Origin of the sequence: Mesopusillimonas faecipullorum, from assembly GCF_020539505.1 — a bacterium.
Taxonomy (GTDB): Bacteria; Pseudomonadota; Gammaproteobacteria; order Burkholderiales; family Burkholderiaceae_B; genus Mesopusillimonas; species Mesopusillimonas faecipullorum.
Genome location: NZ_JACDXW010000006.1, coordinates 42,448 through 54,842 on the forward strand (window position 1 = coordinate 42,448; position 12,395 = coordinate 54,842).

Annotated in this window: 11 protein-coding genes; 1 reads left to right on the plus strand and 10 read right to left on the minus strand. The window is 56.0% G+C overall.

Translation table 11 applies throughout. From position 1 onward, the window contains the following. Position 1 precedes the first annotated feature (1 nt). The 8 genes from bioF to H0484_RS11970 form a co-directional block, all read right to left on the minus strand. Positions 2 to 1,198, minus strand: coding sequence for an 8-amino-7-oxononanoate synthase (gene bioF / locus H0484_RS11935; protein WP_226955027.1), 1,197 nt, complete (start codon positions 1,196 to 1,198; stop codon positions 2 to 4). A 2-nt stretch (positions 1,199 to 1,200) separates the two neighbouring features. After that, entirely contained in the window at positions 1,201 to 2,580 is a 1,380-nt protein-coding gene (bioA, locus tag H0484_RS11940) for an adenosylmethionine--8-amino-7-oxononanoate transaminase (protein WP_226954865.1), read from the minus strand. 259 nt (positions 2,581 to 2,839) lie between these two features. After that, a complete protein-coding gene (gene dmpG / locus H0484_RS11945) occupies positions 2,840 to 3,868 on the minus strand; it encodes a 4-hydroxy-2-oxovalerate aldolase (RefSeq protein WP_226954866.1) in 1,029 nt (342 codons plus the stop codon). A 25-nt stretch (positions 3,869 to 3,893) separates the two neighbouring features. Next, entirely contained in the window at positions 3,894 to 4,841 is a 948-nt protein-coding gene (locus tag H0484_RS11950) for an acetaldehyde dehydrogenase (acetylating) (RefSeq protein ID WP_226954867.1), read from the minus strand. 47 nt (positions 4,842 to 4,888) lie between these two features. Next, entirely contained in the window at positions 4,889 to 5,677 is a 789-nt protein-coding gene (gene dmpH, locus H0484_RS11955) for a 2-oxo-3-hexenedioate decarboxylase (RefSeq protein ID WP_226954868.1), read from the minus strand. 12 nt (positions 5,678 to 5,689) lie between these two features. Next, positions 5,690 to 6,475, minus strand: coding sequence for a 2-oxopent-4-enoate hydratase (gene dmpE, locus H0484_RS11960; protein WP_226954869.1), 786 nt, complete (start codon positions 6,473 to 6,475; stop codon positions 5,690 to 5,692). A 20-nt stretch (positions 6,476 to 6,495) separates the two neighbouring features. Further along, the gene (locus H0484_RS11965; RefSeq protein ID WP_226954870.1) at positions 6,496 to 7,950 is read right to left on the minus strand and encodes a 2-hydroxymuconic semialdehyde dehydrogenase; all 1,455 of its coding nucleotides are present in this window, start codon (positions 7,948 to 7,950) and stop codon (positions 6,496 to 6,498) included. A 59-nt stretch (positions 7,951 to 8,009) separates the two neighbouring features. Then, positions 8,010 to 8,888, minus strand: coding sequence for a VOC family protein (locus H0484_RS11970; protein WP_226954871.1), 879 nt, complete (start codon positions 8,886 to 8,888; stop codon positions 8,010 to 8,012). Between the two features lie 265 nt (positions 8,889 to 9,153). Between H0484_RS11970 and H0484_RS11975 the strand changes: the two genes are divergently transcribed. After that, a complete protein-coding gene (locus tag H0484_RS11975) occupies positions 9,154 to 9,885 on the plus strand; it encodes a GntR family transcriptional regulator (RefSeq protein ID WP_226954872.1) in 732 nt (243 codons plus the stop codon). A gap of 15 nt (positions 9,886 to 9,900) precedes the next feature. On the opposite strand, the gene H0484_RS11980 is transcribed toward H0484_RS11975, so the two are convergent. After that, complete coding sequence (locus H0484_RS11980; RefSeq protein WP_226954873.1) at positions 9,901 to 11,046, minus strand: FAD-dependent monooxygenase; 1,146 nt, start codon at positions 11,044 to 11,046, stop codon at positions 9,901 to 9,903. 116 nt (positions 11,047 to 11,162) lie between these two features. Further along, positions 11,163 to 12,371: an ABC transporter substrate-binding protein gene (locus H0484_RS11985; RefSeq protein ID WP_226954874.1), complete on the minus strand. Its 1,209-nt coding sequence runs from the start codon at positions 12,369 to 12,371 to the stop codon at positions 11,163 to 11,165. Positions 12,372 to 12,395: the final 24 nt, after the last annotated feature.

The following is a 12,395-nucleotide window of genomic DNA, read 5'->3' on the forward strand; positions in this document are numbered from 1 at the left end:
CTTAGCTCCGAGGCATTTGCGCTTCAAGAAAATTAATGGCCTCAGCCAAGCGGCTGATTTGGGCTGGGGTATGAGCCGCTGACAAAGCAATGCGTAAACGTGCGGTACCGTCCGGTACGGTGGGCGGACGTATGGCTGGCACCCACAAACCTTGCTCGAACAAGCGCGCCGAAAGCGCCAGCGCCTGCCCGTTATCCCCCACCAGCAAAGGCTGTATGGCCGTTTCCGAAGGCATCAAACGCCAATGGCGCTGCAGCAAAGACTGCTGCAAATGGCTTATGTTTTGCTTTAGTTGCGCACGGCGCTGCTGCCCCTCTTGCTCCACGATCAGCGCCAGACTGCGTAACAGCGCATGAGCCAGCGCGGGCGCGGCGGCCGTCGTGTAAATATAAGGGCGGGAGCGCTGCACCAACCAAGACACCACATCTTCATGGGCACAAACAAAAGCCCCCGACACACCCGCTGCCTTGCCTAGCGTCCCCATGTATAAAAGACGTTCGTCATGCAGCCCAAAGTGTTCCAGCACCCCTAATCCGCTTGCGCCCAACACACCAAAACCGTGAGCATCATCCACCACCAGCCAGGCTTCGTAACGCCGGCACAAATCCAGCAATGCCGGCACATCCGCCACGCTGCCATCCATGCTGAATACGCTGTCCGTTACCACCACCTTGTTCGAAGACGTACTGGCGGCAAGCAGCTGCTCTAGTGATGCCATATCGCGATGAGGAAAAACCCGCACTCGTGTGCGCGCCATACGCATGCCATCTATCAGCGAGGCATGGTTCAGCGCTTCGGAAAAAATTTCGGTGTCTGGGGCCAAAATCGCCAAGCCGCCCAGCAGCCCTAGGTTGGCCATATACCCCGTGCTGAAAAACAGCGCTTGCGCCGAGGGTATGTTGGCGCTGAGCAGTGTGGCCAGTTGCGCTTCCAGCAAGGCATGGGCACGCGAATGACCACTGATCAGATGAGAAGCCCCAGCCCCTACCCCATAACGTTGCACACCTTCGCATAGCGCCTGTGCCAAGCCGGCATCGTTAGCCAGGCCAAGATAATCATTGCTGCAGAACGCCAGCATGGGATGTCCATCGACCACCATCTGCACGCCATCGGCCTGATCCACGGTACGACGAAAACGTTGCAGGCGCTGTTCTTTTAAAGCCAGCAATTGAGTTTGCACGCGATTCAGCAACATGATGCTTAAGCTTCCAGGCTTTCGTGTAACACCACAGGCAACTGCCTAGCCAACAAATCTATGCCTTCATCGTCCAGCACATAAGGCGGCATGACATAAATGGTGTTGCCTATCGGGCGCAGCAGCAGCCCACGCCGCAGGGCTTGCTCGAAGAACCTGCGTGCAAAGCCTTTATCCCCTTCTGACAAACTCACATCCATGGCCCAGATCATGCCGCAGCGGCGATAGTGCTTGACTCTGTCGTGCTGGGCCAAGGGCGCCAAAGCCGCGTCGATACGCTGCGCCAGCAGACGGTTGCTGACGAGCACATCGTCTTGTTCAAAAATATCCAGCGTAGCCAATGCGGCACGGCAGGCAAGCGGATTGCCGGTGTATGAATGCGAATGCAAAAAACCGCGTGTCACGTCGTCGCTATAAAACGCTTGGTAGATTTCGTCGCGCGTCATCACCAGCGACAGCGGCAGATAGCCGCCACTTATGCCCTTGGAAAGACACAAAAAATCAGGCCACATAGCGGCTTGTTCACAAGCGTAGAAAGTACCGGTGCGCCCACAGCCCACCGCGACCTCATCCGCGATTAAATGTACCTGGTACTGATCGCAAAGACTGCGTAAACCTTTCAGATAGGCTGGGTCATACATGGCCATGCCGGTTGCGCATTGCACCAGCGGCTCGACAATAATGGCGGCCAAGCTGTCTGCCTGCTGGCGAAAAACATCATGCACCGCCTGTAAAGCGCGTTGCGCAATCTGCTCGGCGGTTTCACCCGGCTGCACCTGCCTGGCATCAGGTGAAGGCATTACCTGCGCGGCTCTTAACAAAGGGCCGTAAGCATCCCGGAACAAGGCGACATCAGTCACGCCCAAGGCCCCCAAGGTTTCGCCGTGATAGCTGCCTTGCAGGCACAGAAAACCCTGCTTGGCCGGCAGCCCCTTGTTGCGCCAATAATGAAAGCTCATCTTCAGGGCGATTTCTATGGAAGACGCCCCATCGGAAGCATAGAAACAATGCCCTAACACATGATCGGTGCTGGCTGACAAACGCTCGGAAAGCTCGACCACCGGCGCGTGAGTGAAGCCCGACAACATGGCATGTTCCAGCGTGTCCAGCTGGTCTTTCAGCGCGGCGTTGATGCGTGGATTGGCATGGCCGAATAAATTGACCCACCACGAACTGATGCCATCCAGATAGCGGTGCCCTTCAGGGTCAAACAGCCACGCCCCCTGGCCCCGCGCTATCGGTAGCATGGGCAAGGACTCGTGATGCCGCATCTGCGTGCACGGGTGCCACACGCTACGGAGACTGCGCTGCACCCAGTCTTGGCCGGCTTCTGAAACCAGTGCGGATCGCGCAGCGCTAACGGAGGAGGATTCGGACGCAGACATATGAGGGCTCTTGAGGACTGGATGGCAAGCGGGCCATCTTAAATGAAAAAAGTGCGCAAGCCCACGCTATCTTCTTTTAAAAACAGGCATGAAACCCATCATCTTCGCCTAATAACACCTTATTTCCCATTAACTACAAGCCCACCCAGCCACTCCATCCCAAACATCTTCCCTAGATCAAGATTGCAACATTTCGCTACATTCCGCTCTGACGCAAAAACGGCGCCACGTGGGCGCCGTCTGGTTACCGCTTTTCTGATCAGGACGCCTGGGCTTCGCCCTTGCGCAGTAAATCGAGCGCGACGTCAACGATCATATCTTCTTGCCCCCCTACCATACGGCGGCGACCCAACTCGACAAGAATATCCACTGTCTTCAGACCGTAACGATTAGCAGCGGTCTCGGCATGACGCAAGAAGCTGGAATACACGCCCGCATAGCCCAAGGCCAAGGTTTCGCGGTCGACCCGCACCGGACGGTCTTGCAAAGGCCGCACAATGTCATCGGCTGCATCCATCAGGGTGTACAAGTCGCAACCGTGGTTCCATCCCATGCGTTCCGCCGCAGCGATGAAGACTTCCAGCGGCGCATTGCCCGCCCCCGCCCCCATGCCCGCCAAGCTGGCATCGATGCGATCGCAGCCTTCTTCGACGGCAACGATGGAGTTGGCCACGCCCAAGCTGAGGTTGTGGTGAGCATGCATACCCGTGGTGGTCTCAGGCTTCAGCACTTCTTTCAGAGCCCGGAAACGATCACGCACGTCGTTCATATTGAGTGCGCCACCCGAATCCACCACATAAATGGTCGTAGCGCCGTAGCTTTCCATTTTCTTGGCTTCGGCAGCCAGGTTCTGCGGCGTGGTCATGTGGCTCATCATCAGAAAGCCAACGGTGTCCATGCCCAACTCACGCGCACGTTCGATGTGCTGACGAGAAACGTCGGCCTCGGTGCAGTGAGTGGCCACCCGAACAATGCTCGCGCCCGCCTTATAGGCATTTTCAAGGTCATGAATCGTGCCTATGCCGGGTAAAAGCAAAGTGGCGATCTTGGCATGGCTGACTTCTTCGGCCACGGCTTCTATCCATTCAAGATCGGTGTGCGCGCCAAAGCCATAGTTGAAGCTAGAGCCTTGCAAACCGTCGCCATGTGCGACTTCGATGGAATCCACCTTGGCTTTGTCCAAGGCACGCGCGATGTCTTTGACGTTCTGGATGGAGTATTGATGGCGGATAGCGTGGCTGCCGTCGCGCAGGGTTACGTCGGATATATAGAGTTTCTTTTGCGTCATGATGTGCTCCGTCTTGCTTGCGCCGTCAAACCGCTTGGCCGGCCATGCGGGTTTCCGCCAGACGCTCTGCGCATGCCAGTGCCGCCGAGGTCATGATGTCCAGATTGCCGGCGTAAGCGGGCAGGTAATGCGCAGCGCCCTCCACTTCCAGGAAGACCGAGGTTTTGAGCCCTGTCAGTTTGCCCAAACCGGGCACATTCAAGGGACGCGACTCGTCGAACAGTTCGAATTGCACCTCTTGCTTGAGGCGGTAGCCTGGTACGTAGGATTGCACCTTGGCGGCCATTTTCTCGATGCTGGTACGAATAGCGTCTTGGTCACCGGGCTCGGAGAGCGTAAAGACCGTGTCGCGCATGATGAGGGGGGGTTCAGCCGGGTTCAAGATGATAATGGCCTTGCCGCGTGTGGCGCCGCCCAATACTTGTATGGCCTTGGAGGTGGTTTCCGTGAATTCGTCGATATTGGCGCGCGTGCCTGGACCCGCGCTTTTACTGGAAATCGACGCGATGATTTCGGCGTAATGGACCTTGGCCACCTGCGACACCGCTGCCACCATGGGTATCGTGGCTTGGCCGCCGCAAGTCACCATATTGATATTGGTGGCGTCGAGCTTTTCGTCCAGGTTGATGGACGGGATCACATACGGCCCGATAGCTGCAGGTGTTAAATCTATGACCTGCACGCCGTGCTCTTGCAATACGGCATTGTGTTTAGCATGCGCTCCGGCCGAGGTGGCATCGAACACAATGCGGATATCTTTGAAGCCAGGCATGGCGACCAAGCCGTCTATGCCCTCGGCTGTCGTGGGCACCCCCATGCGTGTTGCACGCGCCAAGCCGTCGGAAGCCGGATCTATCCCCACCATGGCACCCATTTCCAGGTGCTTGGCGTTACGCAAGACCTTGATCATCAGATCGGTACCGATATTGCCGGAGCCGATGATGCCGACCTTTACTTTGTTTGTCGTAGTCATGATTAGTGTCTCTTCAAATGTCTGGTAGCGCCTAAGCAGTCAGCCTCTTAGACGAAACGCACAGAAATGGCGCCCAGATCTTGGTAGCGCACGGTGATGTTGTCGCCTGCCTCGACGGCAACCGCTTCGGTAACCCCACCCGTCAGAATCAAGGTGCCGGCGGGGATTTCCTCGCCGCGAGCGCCCAACATATTGGCCAACATGGCCACGCTTTGGGCGGGGTGCCCCAACACAGCGGCCCCCGATGCAGTAGCGACAACCTTGCCGTTTTTCTCCATCACCACGCCCAGGTTCTTCAAATCCAGGCCTTGGGTATCGCGCGAGCGCCCGCCAACCACGTAGCGAGCCGCCGAGGTGTTGTCAGCGACCACGCTTTTCAGGTCGAACTTGAAATCACGATAGCGAGAGTCGATGACTTCCAGGGCGGGCAGCACGAAATCGGTGGCCGCCAACACGTCGCCGATATGGCAACCCGGGCCTTTCAAAGGCGCTTTGGTGACAAAGGCAATCTCGGCTTCGACCTTGGGATGGATAAGCGTGGAAGTGTCACATTCGCCGCCATCAGGCACCTGGCCGTAATCAGTCAGAAAGCCGCGCACCGGCTCTACCACGCCCATCTGCTTCATCTTGGCATGAGACGTCAGCCCCATCTTCAGCCCTGCAATACGCGTGCCACGCCCCAGTTTGATAGCGCGCAGCGCATCTTGAATGGCATAGGCATCATCCCAGCCCATGTCTGGATGTTCGTCCGTGATCTTCAGAACGTCTTGGCATTGCATTTCGGCATCGTCCAAACGCTGCGCGAGCGCCTGAATCACATTGGCTTCTAGCGTCATGGTGTGCTCCGATTAAATAAAACGCACGCCAACCGAGCCGATACCGCCCAGGCTGACACGCAGGTTGTCGTTGGCCTCGACCGGCACCATGGCGGCCAGCGAACCCGAAAGAATGACTTCACCCGCCTTAAGCGACATGCCCAGACGACCCAAGGTATTGGCCAGCCAAGTCACGGCATTCAGAGGATGACCCAAGGCCGCAGCGCCCGCGCCGGTAGAGACGACTTCGCCGTTTTTCTCTAGCGTCAGGCCCACAACCGACAGATCTATCTTGCGCGGATCAGCCGCCGCGTCGCCCAACACGAACACGCCTGAAGAAGCATTGTCGGCAACGGTATCTTGAATCTTGATCTTCCAATCACGTATGCGCGAATCGACGATCTCGAAGCACGGCAGCACGCACTCTGTGGCGCGCAGCACGTCGGCATTGGTCACGCCCGGCCCGCACAAGTCGTGCTTGAGCACAAAAGCGATCTCGCCTTCGGCACGCGGTGCAATCAAGGTATTGGTTTCGATGGCTGCGCCATCGCCATACACCATGGAGGAAGTCAGATGGCCGAAGTCGGGCTGATCCACCTTGAGCATGTCCATGACGACTTGGCTGGTGACCCCGATTTTCTTGCCAACCACGCGCTCGTTGCCGGCCTCTAGGCGGCGCGCAATCATACGCAACTGAATCTGGTAGGCGTCTTCCAGCGTAATATCGGGCGCGGTTTCAGTCAGGGGAGCGATGGTCTGTCGTTGAACCAAGGCCTCGTACAGCGCATCGCCGTACTGTTGAATTTTGTTGGCATCCATAGCTTTAGAAAATCCTGGTTTTAGAGTTTGATGCAGACGTTGCGCAATTCTGTGTAGAACTCCAGCGAATGCACCCCGCCTTCACGGCCTATGCCAGATTGCTGAGCACCGCCGAAAGACGTGCGCAGATCACGCAAGAACCATGAGTTGACCCAGCAAATACCCACGTTCAACGCCGAGCTGACCCGATGAGCCACACCCAGGTCTTGCGTCCAGACCGTAGCGGCCAAGCCGTACTTGGTGGCATTGCCCAGTTGAATGACCTCTTCTTCGGTGTCGAAGGGCGTGATGTGGCAGCATGGCCCGAAAATTTCTTCACGCACGACGGAGGCGGTTTCGGGCAAGCCTGTCCAGATGGTGGGCTGCACCCAGGCGCCTTCGTTCAAAGGTGCGGGCAAATCTGGCACACCGCCGCCGGTTACAACAGTGGCGCCTTCGGCGTGGGCTTTTTCATAGTAGCTCAATACTTTTTTGCGGTGTACGTGCGATACCAACGGCCCGAAGTTCATGCCCTCGTCGAAAGGACGGCCCATCTTGAAAGATTCAGCCTTGGCTTTCAGTGCAACCACAAACTTGTCGAAAATGGGGCGCTGCACATACACGCGCTCGGTGCCCAGGCAAACCTGGCCGGAGTTTTCGAAAGCCGAACGCGCAATACCGGCCACGGCCTTGTCGAAATCCGCATCGGCGAAAACGATGCCGGGGTTCTTGCCGCCCAACTCGAAAGAAACGGGGCGCACGCCTTTAGCGGCTGCACGCATGATGACTTCGCCCGTGCCGGTCTCGCCGGTAAAGGTAATGCCATCTACCAAAGGATGCTCGGTCAGGAACTGACCTGCTGAATCGGGCCCGAAACCATGCACCAGGTTATACACGCCATGGGGCACGCCGACCTCGTTCATGACTTCACCCAGCAACGTGGCCGTGGCGGGCGTTTCTTCAGAAGGTTTGACCACCACCGTATTCCCGCAGGCCAGCGCTGGGCCCACCTTCCAGGTCATCAGCAGCAGAGGCAGGTTCCAGGGGCACACCACGCCGATCACGCCACGCGGCACACGCACACCGTAGTTGATGGCGCGCCCGCCATCTGGCGTGTCCATTTCGAAAGATTCGGTAGGTACGTTGCGGATCAGGTCGGCAAAGACCTTGAAGTTGGCGGCCCCGCGCGGAATATCAACATGACTGGCCAAAGAATAGGGCTTGCCGGTATCGTTGATTTCCGCTTGCAGGAAGTCATCGAAGCGACGCTGAATGCCATCGACAATGGCGTGCAGCATATCGACGCGCTCTTGCACTTTTAAGCGCGCCCAAGGGCCTTGCAAAGCTTCTTTGGCTGCACGCACAGCAGCATCCACCTGAGCCGCATCGGCCTCATGCACCATGCCCACCAGGCTGTTGTCTACCGGGTTGCGCTTCTCGAAAGTCTTGCCCGAGGTTTCCCAACGGCCATTGATGAAATTCCTGAAGTCAGTCATGTCAACGTTCCTATCAAAATAAAGATGTCGATGCGGTTTGGTCGCACAAGCGCCGCCGCTTAATTCGTGTCGCGTTTTTCTTTGAACTCGGGGATATCCGGCTTGGAGCCCCACATGCAAAATGAAGAGGGAATAGCGGGAAACGTGCGTGGACGATAGGTTTTCTCGTCTTCTTCGGTAATCAAACGCACGCCGCAGGAGTACTCGTAGATCATGTCGTCGGGCCCGGCAAAATACAGGAACATGGCCCCGGATGTGGGATGCCGCCCCGGCCCGAAACGTATAGGTATGCCTTTTTCCGTAAGGATGTAATAGGCGCGCATGATGTCATCTATGCTTTGAACCTGATGATTGATGTGCTGTACCCCGGGGCGGTTGGAAGGAAACAGCGCGATCTTGTGATGCACGTCGTCGATGCGCAGCAAGGGTGCTTCACCAATGCGGTCACTGACTTTGGCGCCCAGCAAGGATGTCCAGAAGAGCTCGTCGCGACGGGCATCTTGGGTACGCAAGCCAATGTGGCTAAAGCCGGTAATGCCCGCATCTCGCGTGGGAAAGTAGCGACGCCCACTGTGCAAGGGCTCGTAGACCAGGTCTATGCTATTGCCCGAAGGGTCTTGAAAGTTGATGAATTCGCGCACATAGCGCTGTTCGGCCTGCTGGGCAGTACCACGCCGCACCTGATAACCCTTGGCTTCCAACAGCGCGGCGGCGCTATCGAGTTCGTCGCTGGTGTCTACCTCGAAGGCTGAGGTGTGGTCAGAGGGGTCGCCTTCAAAGTAGCACAGGGTGTGATCCCGGCTGTCAGACTTGAAATACACCGCCTTGCCTTCTCGCCGTGCAACCTCCAAACCCAGAATCTGCGTGGCGTATTCAATGGCCGACTCCAGGTTCGCCGTACCCAATCGTACGTAACGTATATCGTGCAGATGGATCATCTTGTCTCCTTGGATGAACCGTGGCCTGAGGGTGTCAACCGGGCATATTCGCGCTAACGCGGCGCCCTGCTGCCATGGCAAAAATATCGCTTCATATTATTTTTATCGAGATTTTATACCAATTTCGGAAAAATGGAAGATTCCTATAGAATAGCCAGATTCGCGCCCGCTATGGTTTTTGCTGCGGCCCCTTATGGCTTTAGCGCACCCGCACACTCTGAAGAAAGTTTCAGCTAGCTAGGGTGCATCTTTCATTGGACTCATCATGCCCGACTCCTCCGTTTCCAATGCCACCCTACCCGCCTCAAGCAAAACCCTGGTTGCTTCAGCCTATCACCATCTGCGCCGAGACATCATCGAAGGCCGCCTGGCGCCAGGTAGCAAATTACGGGTCGAACACCTCAAAGACAGCTACGGGGTGGGGGCAGGTACGCTACGCGAAGCCCTGGCTTTGCTGGTTTCAGATGCCTTGGTCGTCGCCCAAGACCAACGGGGCTTTCACGTTAAACCGATTTCCATGGCCGACTTTCGCGACATCACCCAAACCCGGGTGCTGCTCGAATGCGAAGCGCTGCGCCAATCCATAGAATATGGCGACGAGCTCTGGGAAAGCCGCGTGGTGGCCGCTTTTCATTTATTGGATCGCGCCGAAGCCAAGATGGCCGAGAACCGCGCTTTTTCTTTCGACGAATGGGAAGCCCGCAACAAGGAATTCCATCAAGCCTTGATCAGCGGTAGCCAATCAAATTGGGTGGGGCATTTTCTGGGGATTCTGTACCAACAGGCCGAGCGCTATCGACGCCTGACCGTAACGCACCAGCCGATTCCGCGCGACTTGCACGCCGAGCACCAAGCCATATTCGATGCCGCCCTGGCCCGCGATACCCAACGCGCCTGTGAGGCGCTGGCGCTGCATATTCAAACCACCTACCGCGCGCTAGAGCAATTGCCCGATCAGGTGCTCTTGAATGGGCAAGCGGGGGCGGCACAGGCTTGAGATAAAAATTAGGACCTAATCCGTGGATAGCACTCCCGCTTCAGACAATGTCGCGACAAATTTAGGAGAGTCGTGTGCAAGTCGTTCAGGGGTCATCAAGCCGGTTCGTAACATGTAATCCAGCGCCAGTTCCTCGGGCGACATAGACATCTTATGAGCAATATCTTCGTACCAAGCAATACTTTTCTCGGCAGCAGAGTCCAGCTTTTCACGGATCGGGCGACGCTGGGTTTCGTATTGCTGAAATGCAGTCTGCATATCCGAGCCTGCACTTTGAAAGGCACGCCATAGCTCAATGGCGTCTTCCATAGCCAATCGGGTTCCGGAGCCAATTGACGGATGGGCACTGCGAAGCGCGTCGCCGATCAGAACAATATTCTTATGATGCCACTTGCCGTTCTTGACCAAGCGCCAACGCTGCCAGATAGAACGATTGCTGATCAGGGGCTTGCCATGCAAGGTGTCTTGGAAGACACCTTGAAAATGGGCCTGGCGCTGCTCATCGGTCATTTCTCGCATACCGGATGACACCCAGGTGTCCTGATCCACTTCGGCCACCATGGTGCTCATGTTGGACTTATAGCGATAATGGTGCCCGCAATACACGCCGTCACCCTCACTGATGAATGTGAGCGTATGTGCGTCGTAGGCGGTTTCAACGCCGTACCAGCAAAAATAATTTTCTAATTCACTTATTTCGGTTTTGAACTCGCTTGCATAACGACCACGCGTAACCGAATTAGCACCATCTGCCGCTACAAGAATGTCGCAATCTGATTCTGGGTGCTCTGTGTCGAGGCGCTGATTAAAGACAAGCTCAACGCCAATATCCCGGCACAGGGTTTGCAGCTCTGTGAGCAAGGTTATGCGGGCAATGGCCGAAAAGGAATTGCCATCTATCACTACCCGCTGACCTTTATGAGTAATGTGCTGGTCGCTCCAGGACTGCATATTGCCCTTAAGACGCTGTATGACACCAGCATCCCCTTGCTCTAGGAAGCTTAGCGCACGACCTGAAAACACCACACCAAACCCATAGGTGGCACCGGGCGGGTTTTGTTCAATGACTTGTATGACGTAATCGGGAAAAGTCTTCTTCATCAAGTAGGAAAAGTACAGCCCAGCAGGGCCGCCGCCTACAACTTTGATTTTCAAGCTCATCTGTTATCTCCAAATCTTAGAGCGGCCAAGGTGAATAGTTAGCTCATCAACGCCGAGCTGCGGCTGTTTCTGGCGGGAGCCGACAAGCGCTCCCCGGTTCTATGCTGTGGTGATGATCAAGGCTTCAAGGGGCACTGGCTCACATATGCATCGTGATGGGCCTTCAACGCTACCCCCTGCTGCTCGAACGCGACCTTGCCATTGCCCTGGCTTACCACTTTCCAGATGCTGTAATCCTGGATAGGGAAGCCATTGCGCTCAAAGGTAAGCTCGCCGCGAGGCGAAGCAAGTTTCATATTGCGCATCAGCTTCATCAGCGCTTGCTTGTCTTTGGCCGCTTCAGGCTCGCTTTCGAGCGCTTGATGTATCAGCGTGGCGGCATCGTAGCCTTGCATGGCATAACTGGACGGCGTGCGCCCGTATTTGTTTTTAAACGCCTCGATGAAAGCTAGCGATTCCTTGTTGCTTGCACCAGAAACCCAATGGGTGCTTACCAATGACCCCACTGCAGCATCTCGCAGAGCGGGAATAGTGATATCATCAACGGTGAAGGACGACAATAGTGGGAACTTGTCCATCAAACCAGCCTGCGAATACTGCTTGATGAAGTTGATTCCCATGGCGCCGGGAAGAAATGCATAAATGGCATCAGGCGCTGTTGCGGCCAGTTGGGTGATTTCCGCCGAAAAGTCATTTTGGCCTAGGCCGGGATAGAGCTCTTCGGCCAATTCGCCCTTGTAGAAACGCTTGAAACCCGACACGGCATCTTTACCCGCCTGGTAATTGGGTGCGATGACAGCAACCTTCTTGTAATTGCGATTGTGCGCTTCCTGACCTGCTCCTTCGTGCGGACCGTCATTCTGGAAGGCAGTCGATACAAACCATGGCGAACATCTTTCGCCGGCGAATGGCGAAGGCCCACCATTAGTGCCAATAAGCGGCACCTCTTTTTCAACCACATACGGAAAAACGGCGTTTATAACATTGGAAGCAGTAATACCGACAACGACGTCAACCTTATCCTTCTCGACAAGCTCGCGAGCGATCAGCAAACCCACCTCGGGTTTGCTTTGATCATCATGGCGCAGAACTTCGACAGCCTGACCGCCCAACTTGCCATCGCCTTGCGCAACGCGCAGCATGAATCCGTCGTATTGGTCTACGCCCAATGCACCTAATGTGCCAGACATCGAACCAATATGACCGACCTTAATTTGTGCATGAACAGTTGTGGACGCAGCTATCGCCATGCTCAGCAGAGCAAGGCTCAGTCCTATTTTCTTGGGTAGCTTCATGTTTGTCTCCTGAGTTTTTTTGATGTACATCGAGCAGCAACAACGGGGTAAAAA